The following is a 14,658-nucleotide window of genomic DNA, read 5'->3' on the forward strand; positions in this document are numbered from 1 at the left end:
TTAAGTTGTTGTTTAGGCATTCGCCAATGTTTTTTGTACAACATCTGCTAACGCGTCAATGAATAACGGGTTGTTGTTTGGCATTTTAGGGCGATGATAGTTAGCACCTAATTCTTCGCAAACTGTTTTACATTCATAGTCATTGTCATATAGCACTTCTAAGTGTTCAGCTACAAATCCAACTGGTGTATACACAAATGAACGGTATCCTTTGTTATTGTATAAATCATGAGTTAAATCTTGAACATCAGGTCCAAGCCAAGGATCTTTTGTTTGGCCTGCTGATTGCCATCCAAATTCCATATTCTTCACGCCAGTCCGTTGTTGCAGAATTTCAGCTGTTTCATGCAATTGATCTGCATATGGGTCACCCATTGCGATAATTTTTTCAGGAAGTGAGTGTGCACAAACGATCAAGCATGCTGTTTCACGTTCTTCATCAGACATTGCATCGAACTCTGCATTAATTTTTTCTGTCCAATATTGCAGGAATTTTTCTTCTTTATACCAGCTGTCAATCGTATGGATTGTTAGATTGCCAAGTTCAGCAGCTTTGTCTAAAGCTCTTGAGTTGTAAGACTTGGTAGAGAAAGATGAAAAATGCGGTGCAAGTACGATTGATACAGCTTCTGTAATGCCGTCATTGTGCATTTGTTCTACTGCATCTTCAATGAATGGTGCAATATGTTTTAGACCGATATACAATTTGAATTCTGCGTCATCTTGGATCTCATTTAAGCGTGCTTCTAACGCTTTACCTTGTTTTCTTGTTGTTTCTGCTAAAGGTGAGATGCCGCCGATTGCTTGATAACGGCTACGCAAGTCTTCAATATGCTCATCGCTTGGACGGTGACCGTGACGAATATGCGTATAGTAAGGAATTAAATCCTCTTCGCTATTTGGCGTTCCATATGCCATTACTAAAAGTCCGATTTGTTTTTTCATAGTTAAGACACCTCATTTATATTTTTCTTATGCTCAAATATAAAGGGATATAACAGTTTTCTTTCCCTTTAAATGCTTAGACGTTATTTTGCAGTGCTTGCGTTTGCTTTTACTATTTGTGCGCTGTATTCATGAATAAACGCTGTTAAACGCTTTAAGACGTCCGGATTTACAGATGGGAATACACCGTGGCCTAAGTTGAAGATATGCCCAGGTACTTGTAATCCTTGGTCAATAATTTCCTTCGTACGATTTTCTAGTACTGACCAGTCAGCTAATAGCAATGTAGGATCTAAATTACCTTGTACCGGTTTAGTAATGCCCATTTGGCGTGCCTCTTTAATTGGCAAACGCCAATCTAAACCGACTACATCTACTGGAAGGTCATGCCACTCCATAGCTAGGTGGCTTGCACCAACACCAAACATAATCATTGGCACACCTTCGTCTTTCATTTCGTTAAAGATTTTTTCCATCACAGGCTTGATGAAGATGGAATAATCTTGTTGGCTTAATGCGCCTACCCAGGAGTCGAAAATTTGGAACGCTTTCGCGCCTGCTTTGATTTGAGCTTTTAGATAAGTAACAATCATATCAGCCAATTTATCCATCAAGACAAACCACGCTTTTGGTTCTGATACCATAAAGGACTTTGTTAACGCATAGTTTTTAGAAGGGCCCCCTTCAATCATGTAGCTTGCTAACGTAAATGGTGCACCGGCAAAGCCAATTAAAGGAACATCCAGCTGTTCTTCTGTTAAAAGTTTAATCGTTTCAAGCACATATGGTACATGTTCTTCAGGATGGAACTCTTGCAGCTTGCTGACATCGTTTGCAGTCCTGATTGGATTGGTAATAACCGGTCCGACTCCTTCTTTAATCTTCACGTCTATTCCCATTCCAGGAAGCGGTGTAACAATATCTTTATACAAAATGGCAGCGTCTACATTATAGTTTTCCACTGGCAAACGTGTTACATAAGCGCATAGCTCCGGTTGGTGAGTAATCTCCTCTAGTGAATACTTTTCTTTAATTTTGCGATATTCCGGCTGCGAACGACCCGCTTGCCTCATATACCAAACTGGCGTGTACGCCGTTCTTTCTCCTCTCGCCGCGCGCAGGAGCGTATCATTAAATGTTCCCATGGCAAGTAATCTTCCTTTCACAATTAGTAAATTAGTTTGACTCGACATTCATATCCAATTTTATGATAGACGTTTATTTCAGACTTGTATAGTTCAACGTGCAATTTGTCAAAAAAACGTAGGAATTTGCGACATTATTTTGACAATGCCTTGCAATCAGCAATAGTCTAGTGAACTTTGGCTTCCATTTCAGTCCTTTCTCACTTATACCCTTTAGTAACTGTTTCTATTATTAACTCACCTAGCAAACGTTTATACTTAAAGCTATTAGGGAATACATATAATAAAGTAAAGGTTTTCTCCAGCGCTTATTTTTTACTTTCATTAGGAGGAATAAATTATGTACGTATATTTAACATCAGGCACACCAGAATTTATGGAAAGCATTCAACAAAAGCATAGCAATGAAAATATGATTTTACTTTATGGGTCCGACAAAACTGTCCTGCTTCATGAATCTGAGAAGAAAAGCGTCTTCGCTACGCCTAAAAGCTACGAGATTGTCCATCAAGTAGGTCAACTCGAACAAAATGGATTCTACGCGTTAAACTATATTCCTGTAAAAGAAGAAAGCCATCTTGTATTTGAAGATAACTTCTTAAAAGTAATTGAAAAACTGAAACAGGAACCAGGCTTTATTTCATATCGACTATTACGACCACGTCCTTTCCAAGATGAAGCTTATATCTCATTGACTGTCTGGAATGGTCCACATTCATTTGAAGCGTGGAAAGCAAGCCAAACCTACAAAGAAACCTTCGAACATCCCAAAAAGAATATCAATGGAGTGGATACAGGTAACATCTTTGTCAGCCATCCATACGTAAAAACATACACCACAACCAAACTAGAAGAAGAAGAGGAATAATAATAATAAAAAAGAAGATGGAAAGAGCCAACTGGCATTCCATCTTCTTTTATTCTATTTACTTGCTCAAACGAAGGGTCATCTCCCCTACAACCCATACAATCAATGCTTGAATATAGAAGTAAGGTGTCATGATTCCCGCAAGCCCAACAATGAGACCTTGGACAATGATGGTATAACGGACAATTTTTACGCTTGCTAATTGACGTGAATTGTCTGGTAAAGGAAACAGCATGTCCATTCGAAAATCGTTAGACGATGTGAGCGCTTGTTTCAGCTGAATAGCTGTAGCGAAGGCCATTGCACCAACAATTACGCCAATCACAATCGGCATATGAACAAATGCGGCTACTAAAGCGGCTATCGCAGTTAATCTTACCCATAGATAAAAGTGGTCATCTGTTCGAATAAATGTACGGAAAACTAAATATTCCTGCGTATTCTTTTTAGCATAAGGAATAACCCCGTAAAGGAAATCCAACCATGCTCTACGTTTAATACTGCCATGAATATGTGGTACATCCGTGAAATAATTGGCAAATCGATAGATACCCATCATGCGATTTTCTTCCAATTTAACAAAATGCTCATATGGGAATGGCAATTCTTTCATTTTGTTACGCCAGTTAATTGGATACACTACTAGAATCACTACCAGCACAACAATCGGTATGATTTGCACTGATAGAATCGAACTGATGAGGACACCAGAAATAATCATGCGTACAAGACGGTCTACCCAGGCATAATGGCCTTTGTATGCCCATCTATACATAAACTCGCTGTGTACATTCCAGTATTTTATTAAGAGTGCTACTACTAATCCAACAAATATGAGAGATGGCTTTAATCCTGCCACTTGTCGCAGCATCGGCCAAGTTACTAGATAAAGAGCCAGCACCAAGATTATTTGGGAACTGAACGTATATTTGAGCGCCTTTTTAAAATACAAAGGCAACTTTGTTTCAAGTGGCAATAAATAGACTTCATCAGGCTTTCGTATTAAGGTAACTGGACGGCTTAAACCGACCACTAGACCAATAATAGCACCTGTCAGCCAAATGGCAGGAAAATCGCTAGAAGCTGTTTTAAGCCATTCACTGTATTTGTAGCCACCCGCTCCAAGAACGAACATTATGACAATCGCCAAATGTCCGGTGAAAACGTATCGCATGTATTTTTGGATTTCGCCCATATAATGGCCAAATCGCACGCGCCACACATCAAGCAAATTATTCATAATGCTGCTCCTTTGTCATCGCGATGTATAAATCATCGAGCGTAGCATGAGGCATATTGAATGCTTGGCGCAAATCATCCATTGTGCCATGAGCCCGCAGATTGCCGTTATGCAACAACAAAATCTTATCGCAATATTTCTCAGCAGTCGCCAGTACATGCGTAGACATTAAAATAGAAGCTCCCTCTTTTTTCTTTTCGTCCATTTGGTCAAGCAATGATTGGATTGCTAATGGATCCAAGCCAACAAACGGCTCATCGATAATATATAGTGATGGATCTACTAAAAAGGCGCACATTATCATCACCTTTTGCCGCATCCCTTTTGAAAAATGAGATGGGAACCAGTTCAGTCTTTTTTCCATTCTAAATTCTTTTAATAGCGGTTCTACACGCTTGTCCCTTGTTTCAGCGTCAATTCCGTATGCCATTGCCGTTAATTCAAGATGCTCTTTCAATGTTAGCTCATCATAAAGAACGGGGGTTTCTGGAATATAGGAGAATGATGAACGATAGGTTTCTATATCATCCTTAATGGAAACGCCATTAAGCAATATTTCACCCTTTTGCGGCGTCATCAAGCCAATAATATGCTTAATTGTTGTACTTTTACCCGCACCATTAAGACCGATCAATCCAACTAACTCTCCTGGTTCAATTGCAAAAGATAAATCATGAATTACAGGCTTTCTTGTATAGCCGCCCGTTACTGACTGTAATTGTAATACCGTCATTTCTACGTCACTCCTATTCTTCTTCTAGTTTAGCAAAAATTCTTCTATCTATATAGAACAAACTAAGGGCTTTTCAACGAATACGCTGCTATTTTCAATCTAAATAACGCATTCTACGGAGCGACAAATCTAATTATCGGCCGCTTCTCTTCCCACTGGAAGATCTCTAACCCAATTTTACTTCATTCTATATAAGAGTTCCAAATATGGTAAAATGAAAAGCAAATTAGTGAAAGGTGTGTTATTATGAGCGATTGTTTATTTTGCAAAATCATTGACGGCTCTATTCCAAGTACAAAGATTTATGAGGACGAATATGTCTATGCATTTATGGATATCATGCCATTAACAAAAGGCCATACATTGCTTATCCCAAAAGAACATGTGAAAAATGTCTATGAAATGTCTGAAGAAACTGCAGCCAATCTTTTTAAAGTAGCACCGCGTATAGCAAATGCTATCAAAGATAGTTTCCAGCCTGCAGGGATGAATTTATTGAACAACTGCGAAGAAGCGGCCGGTCAAAGTGTCTTCCATTTCCATCTGCACTTTATACCAAGATATGATGAAACGGATGGATTTAAAACAACTTGGATTACAAAAGAAGATGAGTTTGCTCCAGAAATGTTAAAAACATTAGCAGACGAAGTAATCGCGAATTTGAATAAATAAATCTTTCAAGGATACCCCCTTGCCTTTTAACGATGGCAATTGTAAAATCAATATAAGTTTTCGCTTTCGATCAGGAGGATACGAAAGGAGAACGAGAGTTGAGTTTAGTCAATAGAATAGGAGAGATGAGAGTTGAAGACAAAAAATCTTGTGTTAATGGCATTGCTTGTAGGGATCGGTGCCGCATTGTATGTGGTGATTCCAGGCTTTAATGGAGGCATGAAGCCAGATTTCATGCTGACAATGATGTTAATCGGAATATTATTGTTCCCCCGTCCAAAAGAAGTATTTCTGCTTGCCATTGCAACAGGTGTCATTTCGGGGTTATTTTCTACTTTCCCTGGAGGTTTTGTACCGAATATTATCGATAAAATTGTCACAGCCTTTATTATTTATGCGGCAGTGGCTTTACTGAAAAAGGTAGCCCATAAGCTCCCTGTATCAACGATTCTAGTGGGAGTTGGCACAATTGTATCTGGTAGCGTGTTCCTTAGCACTGCTATTTTCCTTATAGGTGCAAAGGTTCCATTTACACTGCTTTTCCTAACAGTTGTATTGCCGGCTACAGCGATGAATATAATCGCTTTTATCATCATCTATCCAATTATCGTGAACTTAGTGAAGCGATCTAATTTTATAACAGCTATAACGAAAGCATAAAAAAGAGCTAACCTAAATGGGTTAGCTCTTTTTTATAAGAATTATAGTTTTGATGTCGTCTCAGTTTCCTGCAGCAACCATTTAAACCACTTGCCGTGTCCTTCTGTTTCAGCGATTGTCTGTTGGTGTTCTACTCCGTTCAAGTAGTAATCGAGGTGTAAATTGCGGTCTTGAATATTGTTGTAGATATGAAAAACATCCCGTTCCTGACCAATGGATTTTACAATACTTAAAAGTTGTTCTTTTGTCTCCTGTGGCATTTGGTTAGCTACATGTGTATGAAATAAACAGACCGTACTATTTGTTGGAAGTTGGCTCACAAGATCTCTCAATAACGAAACGCCATCCCCTTCCACCAATAGAACAGGACATTCTTCAATATAACTGGCAGCACTCACAAACATCGCAAGTCTTTCTTTGTGCTCTGGCCATATGAGCGATTTCAGCCATATATATTCTTCCTCATCCATTAAATCGACTGTATTTAAATCAATTCCTACTCTTGATGACACAGGTGGCGGTGTTGAGGAAACATGAGGAGCAATCTCGCCTTTTAAGACTGAGGTGATATGTAACCTTGACTCTGTATTTCCAAAAACTTCATCTTCTTTATAGGAATAGGAATACTGATCCCAGAGAAGTTGCAAACCGGCACTTGTACCAATTTCAATAAGCGCTAAGGGTTTTTGTGACTTTGCATAAATAAAGCTAAATACAGGATAAAGATAAGCGCATCTTCGCACTTCATTCGTTTGAACCAGTTTCGTCTGCAGTAGATGAATAATGTCATTTTTATGTTGCACACAAAACTCTTTAAAGTAATCGAATGCTTCATTAGGTAATTTCGCTTCAACCACAATGCTAGGATAAAACTCTTTTAGTTTATGTTCGGTTCCTTTTAATAAAAGATAATGGACAGCTCCAAATAATAAATTAGGAACAGGCTGTCCACTACGCGCAACTGTACACAATTCTAGGAGTTCATCATCATTTGCAATGGCCAATGAAAGTGTTTCATATAATTCACTGGAGTCCTTACATTCTGTTTCCGCGAATGTAATAAACCTTTGAGATAATCTTTTTAACGTATCGTTATTTTGCATAAATAATCCTCCTTTAACGGACTGTTATATTGCAAATCACTGCTACTTACCTTTTCTTAATAATTCAAGTGTTCCTAAATACTCGTGCATAAAGATTTCAGCATCTAGCTCTTTTTTTACAGTTGTACTACTAAACTACAAATATATTGAAATCATAAAAACGTCATGTTTAAATAATATAAATGGAGGGATTTTATGGGTAAAATCAGCTTAAAGACAACTGGTTTCCTGGGTGTGATGATCATTGCTTTTGCAAATGGATTTAGCTGGTGTAACTTACTTATTTTAATTACTTTTCCTTTATTTTTTATAGGTAATCCTTGGTACTCTATCTTTAAAAAAGATTAGAACCACGCTTCTATACATGATCAATGCAGAAGCCTGTCTTAATTCAAATTGTTCTGCTAATGTATAAAGTGCCTACCAGCAGGTCAGCTTGTTTCAACACATTTTCTTATAATAAATTAGCGTGGTTTGATTATTTATTTTTTTGCTGAACCCCGTTTGCTTATAGCCCATCTTTTCGTATAAGTAACAGTTCCTCTTTTCCTCTACTATCGTTGCTAACTCCCAACTAACAGCCTGAGGGTACATTTCTTCAACTAAATGAATAACCTTCTGAGCAATTCCTTTTCCTTGATATGTAGGTAAGATGAACATAGGGCTAATCCAAAATTGTGTTTCCTCTTTCCACGAAATACATATAGCCCCTACCAGCTTGTTTCCAGCTTCGATATTAAAAAAGCTACCATCCTCTCTATTAATTCTTTTTAATACCTTTTCAATGCTTTCATTCGCTGGATTGATTTCATATCTTTGTATTTCTCTAGCCAATGGTTTAAATGCTGCTACTTGCATATCTAAAATAGCTTGGGCATCATTATCTTTTGCCTTTACTAGGCTGATCTCCATCCTATCACCCACTTATCAATTTATTAACTTTCATTCACTATGACTGTTTCAATAAGTCTCTATTAAATAAAGCAGTTGAATAAAAATTTCGATTGATTATATTCTTCGTTATTTGTCTGATCACTTTCGCATTCCTTAATGAACCATCAGTCATAGCTAAAATGTCCTTTGAATGGACCCATTTATAATTAGTAATCGCTTCTTCACGTAAGCTCACTTCTCCGCTAACAATTCCTCCTATAAAGTGGAATAAAATAACCTGATCACTTGAATCACTTGTAAAGTTATAAACGCCAGTTGTAAGAAGTAATTCTACATCTAATCCCGTTTCTTCTTTGACTTCTCTAATGGCAGCGGCCATAATATCTTCATTTTTTTCTATTCTCCCCGATGGAAAATTCCATTTAACGATTCCAGAATCTCTTTTTTCTTCAATCATTAATAATTCCTTATCTTTTGTAATCGATACACTAACAACTAAAATCATATATTTCTCATCTCATTTATATTTTAGTTTTAACACTTCACCTTTAAATTCCTTTGTTAGTACGTAATTCCACAATCGTTCCTTCAGGTGCTTTCACCTTACATAAGGATCCATTTTCGACATGATAGATAATTTTTCCATCCTTCAAAATAAAATGGGATTTCAATTCTTTTAATCGTTCGACTTCTAGTGGAAGGTTTTCCACCCATAAACAGAAATGAACTAGTCCTTCACTATTTGAATTTGCCTCGACTAGCTTTTCACCAAACTTGCCTGTTTGTAATTCGATATAAAAGTCACCTAACTTCAACCAAGTATTAAATGCTCGTCCATGAAATTTTGGTGTTTCCTCAACCACTTCAAACCCTAATGCCTTTGTATAAAATTCTAAGCTTTCTTTATATGTATTAGTTTGTATACACAAATGGTGTATATAACGTTTAAGCATGAAATCTTACTCCTTTTTCTTGTCTAATCAAGACTGAAAGGGCTAAAAAATTAGCCCTGTCTATTTATAATTTAATACGCTTGTTTCTTAGTATTGAATAGTCCCATTAGAGTGCCGATCCATGTTCCTGCAAGAATACTTACAGCAGTAAATAAGTAACCCAATCCATCCCACCCACGAACAAAATATATACTATAAATTACTAAACCGATACATATTAAACTCAATATAATTGACACTGAATATAAAGTTTTTCTAGATACCTTGTGGGCAATAAAGTAAACAACCATAAGAAATAGAATCCCTAGAACCAAAATAGGCGTCCATCCCGCCAGCATTAATGTACTCATTTTTTATCACCTCCATTATTATTCTATTCTGTTATCCTGTTAAACGAACCTAGCGTAGAGATTGAGGAATTGGCTAAGTGCTGATCAAAGAACACTTTTACTCTTTGCCACGCATCAAATTGTGCATGTGCATTATCTGTTGGATTTCCGCCAAACAACAATTGCATTCCGTTCCCATAAGGGAGAACCAATTGAGTGGTTGGTAAACCAGGAGGGCCAAAAGAGTGTCCTGCTTCTGGATAATTGATATGCTCATAATCATAAGGATGATTGTGTTCTTTCAATCTGATTATCACTTTTTCTGATAACACATCTGAAGGCCATAGCTGGTCATCCCCACCTGAAATCAAAAGAACTGGTCCCTTAATATTTTCTACTTCTATTTCTGCCTCTTTCTCACCTACTGCCCAAAAGTGGTAGGTTTTGCGCCATGATATAGGCTTTCCTGATTGTTTTGCCTGTTGAATTTCTTCGCCAACTTCCTTTGGCACCTCACCATAAGCAAAGGGAAATGATTTCCCTTTAAATTGCCATGAAGGAACTCCAATGGCTGATTGCCCGATCCCTGGATAAATAACGCCACTTGGCACAAAGCCTACAACTGCCTTGATAGACGGGAAAATGGAAGCACTTAACAGGGCTAGTTCACCACCCCTAGACGTTCCCATTAACCCAATTCTTGTATCGTCTACCTTTGGATGATCAGTCAACCAATCAATGGCTTTCTCAATGTAATCCAAAGGGATGTCTATTAGCTCTTTTGGTAAATCTTCCATACCAAAATACGCCAAAGCTAATGTATTAAATCCATAGGAAGCTAACAATGCGGCATTACTTTCTCGCAACCCACCCTCTGATCCACCTAATACAATGATGGTAGGGAGTGGACCGCTCTTTGAATGACAAAAGAATGTACCAATCAGCCCTCGTTCACGTAATGGAATTCTATCCACTGCTGGAGAAACTACATGACGCGTAACAGAATGAGTGGCTAAGATTTCATGTTCCTTCATGATCGTTATTTTTGTTTCCAATGGCTGTAGAGGCGTTTTTCTCTTTGGCTCATGAGTCAGCGGAATCATTGACCAAAAAAGTCCCATAGTATCAGACGCAGAATACGTACCTGATAGCGGCTGTGCTTTCGCCAAGTTAATTTCTCCTTTAGAATCAGACTTTAATTCTGCAAACGATTGCCAGCTAGTTCCAAGGTTATCCCGCATTTTTGCTTGGACTGTTACAACCTGATGGGGTGGAAGGTTTGAAATTTGGATTTCTAGAGATGTATCTAGTAATGGACTATTTTGTGCAACATGTATTACTGGATTCATTGCTTTCCTCCTATGTAAATTTCGTTAGCCGTCATGATCCACTAGTTTTTATGTGCTCCTATCATATGTCTCGTATCAAATAATAATGAAATCAATGACTCGTGATATGGAATAAATTGGCCCTCCGAAATTAAATGAAAAATGGCGTCTTTAGCTGCCCACTTTACTTGGCTTACTTCTTCAGTTGGCAGTGGCAGTTTCCGGAGGTCTACATCTATCTCACTCACATAGTAATCATCAAATCCATACTCAAAGTTAACTGTTACAGAAGGTCGCAGTTTTTGAAGATTAAGCACAAGACCAATCTCCTCTTCCACTTCTCTTTCTGCAGCCTGTTGGCTCGTTTCTCCTGCTAATGCACTGCCGCCCACCGTAAGATCCCACATGTTCTGCCAATGATCCTTATTCGGCTGCCGCTGTTGAATCAGCATTTCACCTTGCTGATTAAAAAGACACACATGTATAACTAAATGAAAGTCCCCCTGCTCAAAAGCATCACCGCGTCTCATCTGTTTACCTGTCAGCTTTCTGTCTTTGTCGTAAACATCCCACATTTCCATGCAGATTCCCCCGTCCGATTGTAATTGGTACAAGTTTATACAGGTTCTCCATTAAATACCTTTGGACTTTTCAGATTAATCTTCTTACGTCTGATTTGTAAGAGAAGTCATTTCATACTTTATAGAATTCCGGAGGCTTTCGGCACTTAGCAGCTTGTTCAAAAGCAAAAGCTAGTTTGATTAAGACATCTTCACTAAAGGCTGTACCTGCAAAAGTTATACCAAAGGGTCTTCCACTTTCCATATATCCCGCAGGTATAGCTATGGATGGATAACCCGCTTTAGCACTTATGGTTGATCCAATATATGAAGGGAAGACAATAGCATCCAATTCATATTTTTTCAACGCATGGTCAATTCCTTGTTCTTGAGAAAAATATATATCTTCTATTTTCGACAATAAATATTCAAGATTTCTTAACGTGTTAGAGATTTCTTCTCTTTGTTCCAATTTATCCTGACCATATTTCAATGCTTTTTCTTTGATACTCTTATTAAATTGTATTAATTCAGATATTGAGTGAACAGGAATATAAGCTGGTAATTTAGCGAGATAATTGTTTAAACTATGCTTTAATTCATACATTGAGACACCCCAATTCCATTCTCTATAAAAAGAGGGAATTTCTACATTCTCAATAATTTCAGCACCTTGTTCAATCATTAACTGAATAGAATTATTAAATAATCGTTCATCATATTCCTCTGACTCTTTGTAGTTTTCAGAAATGTTATTAAATATTCCGATTCTAGCACCGAATAATCCTTTTGAATCTAAGCATCCTGTATAATCTTGTGGTGATTTTCCTTCACTTTTATAGGTGGCAATATCATTTTCATCTGTCCCTATTAAGGTACCAAGTAAAATGGCCGCATCTGTAACAGTTCTTGCGAATGGCCCCGCCGTATCCTGTGAGTATGTAAAAGGCATAATGCCACTTCGACTAATTAAACCGACAGTTGGTTTAATACCAACTACTGAGTTTTGAATAGCCGGGCTAAGGATGGAGGCATCAGTTTCTGTTCCTACCGATAACACTGAAAAGTTCGAGGCAACTGCCACTGCAGATCCTGAACTAGATCCCCCAACAAATAGTTTGGGGTCACCATAAGGATTTAATGTTTGTCCCCCTCTTGAACTGTATCCTGCCCACATATCACTCGACACGGCATTGGCTAGCTCTGTCATATTTGTTTTACCTAAAATAACAGCACCTGCTTCACGGAGCTTCTTCACCAGAAATGCATCCTGCCTAGCTAAATGATTTTCTAAGGCAATTGTTCCTGCACTCGTATGCATGGAATCTTTTGTTTCAATATTATCTTTGATGACAACTGGAATACCATGTAATGGTCCCCTAGCACCCTTTAGCTTTCTTTCATTATCTAACGCTTCAGCTATAAATATGGCTTCTGGGTTTATTTCAAGCATAGAATTGATGGTTGGCCCGCTTTGGTCATACTTAGCTATTCGATATAAATAGTACATTACGAGCTCTTTTGAAGTTATTTTATCTTCACTCATTGCTTCTTGAATTTCATTGATAGTGAGTTCTTCTTTTAAAAAACTTTTAAACCTTATATCCATGCTAGTTCTTCAATCCCTAAGTTTTTGTACCACTTCATCGACATTCTCCCATTCATAAATCAATTCATTCAACATTTTCCCGCCAATTTGAATTTGGACTTTTCTGATTAATCTAGCGCCATAATGTTCATAAAATAGGCGAGTCTTATTTTCTTCTAGGACCTCTACAAAAATTCTTTCATAACCCATTTGGTTAAAATGTTTGAATAGTTCCTTCATCAGCAACTTCCCCATGCCTTTTCCTTGGTACTCCTCTAGGATATAAATGGAGGTCAGATCACATGCGTTTTCCACCAGGTTGTCTTCTCTCTTCCATCCGTCCGCAAATCCAACAATTTGACCCTCATTATTGACCGCAACAATGGCATACTTATCTTCACTAGCAATGTTTTTCTCCCATAACTCAGTACGTTTCGCATACGACAAATTATTTAAAAAGTCCTCTGGAATAATGTCTTTATAAGTTGTTCGCCAGCTATCCACGTGAACTTTTGCAATTCCTGATGCATCATTCGATTGTGCCCTTCTTATTTCCATGACTCTACCTCGATTCATATAGAATTACGACTGACCTTTGAATAAAAGCTGTTCCCGATTTCTAGCATTCGATTACAATTTGCACTAAAAAGCCCCTAACAATAAAAAAATCGACAAAATCTACTAAATATAATATTCGCATTTAATCTATGTAACTCCTGCTAATTAATAGGATTTTTTTCCAAATTATATTCCTTTCATTGAAATTCTGACATTAAGGATATTAAAACACTACAATTATATCTATAAATACGATATAATCTGTATAAACGATATAAAAGGAGTGCATTTTATATGATTCAAGATATAAATAAATATTTTACTAATATTTATTTCTATTTACACCCTAACCAAGAGGAAGCTATTTCCCACCGAAGTGTTCGTATTTTGCAAATTGTAGAGAAAAAACAATTTGTTACAATCCGTGATATTGCAGATCATCTGACAATTTCACATAATACCGCTTCGGAGCATGTGAAAAAGTTAGTAGATAATGGATGGATCCATAAAGAAAGATCCATTGAGGATCAACGAAAAGTCTATCTCCATTTAACTGATAAAGGTAAAGCTATTTTGAAAAAAAACACGGAGCTAGACGAAGAAAAATTGCAAGAAGCACTAAATAAATTAACAAACGATGAGAGAAATAAGATAGTTGAAGCGTTTCAACTATTAAGTGAGGTATCCAAATAAATGTACTTACTTCTAAAAATTTTAAGTTCAGCAGTCATTATTGGCGTTGTTACAGAATTGGCAAGACGATTCCCTTTATACGGGGGTATAGTAGCTGCATTACCATTGATCAGTATATTAAGTATTATTTGGCTAACGATTCAAGGAGAAGCCACGCATACAATCAATAAATTTACACTCGGTGTTCTGGCAGGTTTTCCGGCAACTGCGATTATGCTGTTTGTCATATATATTTCCTTAAAACACTCTTTACATCTTGCATTGGCATTATCATTAGGCATAGCTGTTTGGGGCGTATTTTTAATCGGGCAAAAATTTATCATAGGCGCTTTTATTTCATAGTGTGCATATGAAAAGGTTAACTATGAAGACCTGATTCTTTTTTCTCT

The 14,658-nt window shown here is 37.4% G+C and carries 19 protein-coding genes; 6 read left to right on the forward strand and 13 right to left on the reverse strand.

The window, feature by feature from the left end:
- Positions 1 to 12 precede the first annotated feature (12 nt).
- Both hemH and hemE read right to left on the reverse strand, forming a co-directional pair.
- Positions 13 to 945, reverse strand: coding sequence for a ferrochelatase (hemH, locus tag M2M59_RS12255; protein ID WP_249774709.1), 933 nt, complete (start codon positions 943 to 945; stop codon positions 13 to 15).
- 83 nt (positions 946 to 1,028) lie between these two features.
- Positions 1,029 to 2,090 carry a uroporphyrinogen decarboxylase gene (gene hemE, locus M2M59_RS12260; protein ID WP_066789551.1) on the reverse strand — a complete coding sequence of 354 codons (1,062 nt, stop codon included), beginning with the start codon at positions 2,088 to 2,090 and terminating at the stop codon, positions 1,029 to 1,031.
- A gap of 340 nt (positions 2,091 to 2,430) precedes the next feature.
- Here hemE and M2M59_RS12265 point away from each other — a divergent pair, with 340 nt between their 5' ends.
- On the forward strand, positions 2,431 to 2,958 hold the full coding sequence (locus M2M59_RS12265; protein WP_249774710.1) for an antibiotic biosynthesis monooxygenase family protein: 528 nt from the start codon (positions 2,431 to 2,433) through the stop codon (positions 2,956 to 2,958).
- Between the two features lie 58 nt (positions 2,959 to 3,016).
- Here the strand turns inward: M2M59_RS12265 and M2M59_RS12270 are convergent, their stop codons facing one another.
- Positions 3,017 to 4,198, reverse strand: coding sequence for an ABC transporter permease (locus M2M59_RS12270; RefSeq protein ID WP_147196253.1), 1,182 nt, complete (start codon positions 4,196 to 4,198; stop codon positions 3,017 to 3,019).
- The gene (locus M2M59_RS12275; RefSeq protein WP_066789558.1) at positions 4,191 to 4,931 is read right to left on the reverse strand and encodes an ABC transporter ATP-binding protein; all 741 of its coding nucleotides are present in this window, start codon (positions 4,929 to 4,931) and stop codon (positions 4,191 to 4,193) included. The genes M2M59_RS12270 and M2M59_RS12275 overlap by 8 nt, the downstream gene beginning before the upstream one ends.
- 246 nt (positions 4,932 to 5,177) lie before the next feature.
- Here M2M59_RS12275 and M2M59_RS12280 point away from each other — a divergent pair, with 246 nt between their 5' ends.
- Positions 5,178 to 5,603 carry an HIT family protein gene (locus M2M59_RS12280; RefSeq protein WP_066789561.1) on the forward strand — a complete coding sequence of 142 codons (426 nt, stop codon included), beginning with the start codon at positions 5,178 to 5,180 and terminating at the stop codon, positions 5,601 to 5,603.
- 132 nt (positions 5,604 to 5,735) lie between these two features.
- Entirely contained in the window at positions 5,736 to 6,263 is a 528-nt protein-coding gene (locus M2M59_RS12285; RefSeq protein WP_249774711.1) for a tryptophan transporter, read from the forward strand.
- 41 nt (positions 6,264 to 6,304) lie between these two features.
- On the opposite strand, the gene M2M59_RS12290 is transcribed toward M2M59_RS12285, so the two are convergent.
- Entirely contained in the window at positions 6,305 to 7,366 is a 1,062-nt protein-coding gene (locus M2M59_RS12290) for a DUF2332 domain-containing protein (RefSeq protein ID WP_249774712.1), read from the reverse strand.
- A gap of 195 nt (positions 7,367 to 7,561) precedes the next feature.
- Between M2M59_RS12290 and M2M59_RS12295 the strand changes: the two genes are divergently transcribed.
- Positions 7,562 to 7,714: a hypothetical protein gene (locus M2M59_RS12295; protein ID WP_249774713.1), complete on the forward strand. Its 153-nt coding sequence runs from the start codon at positions 7,562 to 7,564 to the stop codon at positions 7,712 to 7,714.
- 93 nt (positions 7,715 to 7,807) lie between these two features.
- On the opposite strand, the gene M2M59_RS12300 is transcribed toward M2M59_RS12295, so the two are convergent.
- The 8 genes from M2M59_RS12300 to M2M59_RS12335 all read right to left on the reverse strand — a co-directional run bounded on the left by M2M59_RS12300 (position 7,808) and on the right by M2M59_RS12335 (position 13,576).
- A complete protein-coding gene (locus M2M59_RS12300) occupies positions 7,808 to 8,278 on the reverse strand; it encodes a GNAT family N-acetyltransferase (RefSeq protein ID WP_249774714.1) in 471 nt (156 codons plus the stop codon).
- A 37-nt stretch (positions 8,279 to 8,315) separates the two neighbouring features.
- Entirely contained in the window at positions 8,316 to 8,765 is a 450-nt protein-coding gene (locus tag M2M59_RS12305; RefSeq protein WP_249774715.1) for an NUDIX hydrolase, read from the reverse strand.
- A 43-nt stretch (positions 8,766 to 8,808) separates the two neighbouring features.
- A complete protein-coding gene (locus M2M59_RS12310) occupies positions 8,809 to 9,213 on the reverse strand; it encodes a VOC family protein (protein ID WP_147196241.1) in 405 nt (134 codons plus the stop codon).
- A 71-nt stretch (positions 9,214 to 9,284) separates the two neighbouring features.
- Positions 9,285 to 9,563, reverse strand: a complete 279-nt coding sequence (locus M2M59_RS12315) for a YesK family protein (protein ID WP_147196239.1) — start codon at positions 9,561 to 9,563, stop codon at positions 9,285 to 9,287.
- Between the two features lie 23 nt (positions 9,564 to 9,586).
- Positions 9,587 to 10,891: an acyl-CoA thioesterase/bile acid-CoA:amino acid N-acyltransferase family protein gene (locus M2M59_RS12320; protein ID WP_249774716.1), complete on the reverse strand. Its 1,305-nt coding sequence runs from the start codon at positions 10,889 to 10,891 to the stop codon at positions 9,587 to 9,589.
- A gap of 41 nt (positions 10,892 to 10,932) precedes the next feature.
- Positions 10,933 to 11,451 (reverse strand): NUDIX hydrolase, encoded by a 519-nt coding sequence (locus tag M2M59_RS12325; protein ID WP_147196235.1) that lies wholly within the window; start codon positions 11,449 to 11,451, stop codon positions 10,933 to 10,935.
- A gap of 112 nt (positions 11,452 to 11,563) precedes the next feature.
- On the reverse strand, positions 11,564 to 13,039 hold the full coding sequence (locus M2M59_RS12330) for an amidase family protein (RefSeq protein WP_249774717.1): 1,476 nt from the start codon (positions 13,037 to 13,039) through the stop codon (positions 11,564 to 11,566).
- A 9-nt stretch (positions 13,040 to 13,048) separates the two neighbouring features.
- Positions 13,049 to 13,576: a GNAT family N-acetyltransferase gene (locus M2M59_RS12335; protein WP_249774718.1), complete on the reverse strand. Its 528-nt coding sequence runs from the start codon at positions 13,574 to 13,576 to the stop codon at positions 13,049 to 13,051.
- Positions 13,577 to 13,870: 294 nt separating this feature from the next.
- Here M2M59_RS12335 and M2M59_RS12340 point away from each other — a divergent pair, with 294 nt between their 5' ends.
- Positions 13,871 to 14,269 (forward strand): MarR family winged helix-turn-helix transcriptional regulator, encoded by a 399-nt coding sequence (locus M2M59_RS12340; protein WP_147196229.1) that lies wholly within the window; start codon positions 13,871 to 13,873, stop codon positions 14,267 to 14,269.
- A complete protein-coding gene (locus M2M59_RS12345; protein ID WP_150285007.1) occupies positions 14,270 to 14,611 on the forward strand; it encodes a DUF3147 family protein in 342 nt (113 codons plus the stop codon).
- Positions 14,612 to 14,658 lie beyond the last annotated feature (47 nt).

The sequence above is a fragment of the Rummeliibacillus sp. G93 genome, from assembly GCF_023515935.1.
In the GTDB taxonomy this organism is placed as follows: Bacteria; Bacillota; Bacilli; order Bacillales_A; family Planococcaceae; genus Rummeliibacillus; species Rummeliibacillus stabekisii.

What these genes read in the sequence shown, in the direction of transcription:
- hemH (WP_249774709.1), bottom strand. Translation starts at nt 945, where the DNA reads ATGAAAAAACAAATCGGACTTTTAGTAATGGCATATGGAACGCCAAAT.
- hemE (WP_066789551.1), bottom strand. Translation starts at nt 2,090, where the DNA reads ATGGGAACATTTAATGATACGCTCCTGCGCGCGGCGAGAGGAGAAAGA.
- M2M59_RS12265 (WP_249774710.1), top strand. Translation starts at nt 2,431, where the DNA reads ATGTACGTATATTTAACATCAGGCACACCAGAATTTATGGAAAGCATT.
- M2M59_RS12270 (WP_147196253.1), bottom strand. Translation starts at nt 4,198, where the DNA reads ATGAATAATTTGCTTGATGTGTGGCGCGTGCGATTTGGCCATTATATG.
- M2M59_RS12275 (WP_066789558.1), bottom strand. Translation starts at nt 4,931, where the DNA reads ATGACGGTATTACAATTACAGTCAGTAACGGGCGGCTATACAAGAAAG.
- M2M59_RS12280 (WP_066789561.1), top strand. Translation starts at nt 5,178, where the DNA reads ATGAGCGATTGTTTATTTTGCAAAATCATTGACGGCTCTATTCCAAGT.
- M2M59_RS12290 (WP_249774712.1), bottom strand. Translation starts at nt 7,366, where the DNA reads ATGCAAAATAACGATACGTTAAAAAGATTATCTCAAAGGTTTATTACA.
- M2M59_RS12295 (WP_249774713.1), top strand. Translation starts at nt 7,562, where the DNA reads ATGGGTAAAATCAGCTTAAAGACAACTGGTTTCCTGGGTGTGATGATC.
- M2M59_RS12300 (WP_249774714.1), bottom strand. Translation starts at nt 8,278, where the DNA reads ATGGAGATCAGCCTAGTAAAGGCAAAAGATAATGATGCCCAAGCTATT.
- M2M59_RS12305 (WP_249774715.1), bottom strand. Translation starts at nt 8,765, where the DNA reads ATGATTTTAGTTGTTAGTGTATCGATTACAAAAGATAAGGAATTATTA.
- M2M59_RS12310 (WP_147196241.1), bottom strand. Translation starts at nt 9,213, where the DNA reads ATGCTTAAACGTTATATACACCATTTGTGTATACAAACTAATACATAT.
- M2M59_RS12315 (WP_147196239.1), bottom strand. Translation starts at nt 9,563, where the DNA reads ATGAGTACATTAATGCTGGCGGGATGGACGCCTATTTTGGTTCTAGGG.
- M2M59_RS12320 (WP_249774716.1), bottom strand. Translation starts at nt 10,891, where the DNA reads ATGAATCCAGTAATACATGTTGCACAAAATAGTCCATTACTAGATACA.
- M2M59_RS12325 (WP_147196235.1), bottom strand. Translation starts at nt 11,451, where the DNA reads ATGGAAATGTGGGATGTTTACGACAAAGACAGAAAGCTGACAGGTAAA.
- M2M59_RS12330 (WP_249774717.1), bottom strand. Translation starts at nt 13,039, where the DNA reads ATGGATATAAGGTTTAAAAGTTTTTTAAAAGAAGAACTCACTATCAAT.
- M2M59_RS12335 (WP_249774718.1), bottom strand. Translation starts at nt 13,576, where the DNA reads ATGGAAATAAGAAGGGCACAATCGAATGATGCATCAGGAATTGCAAAA.
- M2M59_RS12340 (WP_147196229.1), top strand. Translation starts at nt 13,871, where the DNA reads ATGATTCAAGATATAAATAAATATTTTACTAATATTTATTTCTATTTA.
- M2M59_RS12345 (WP_150285007.1), top strand. Translation starts at nt 14,270, where the DNA reads ATGTACTTACTTCTAAAAATTTTAAGTTCAGCAGTCATTATTGGCGTT.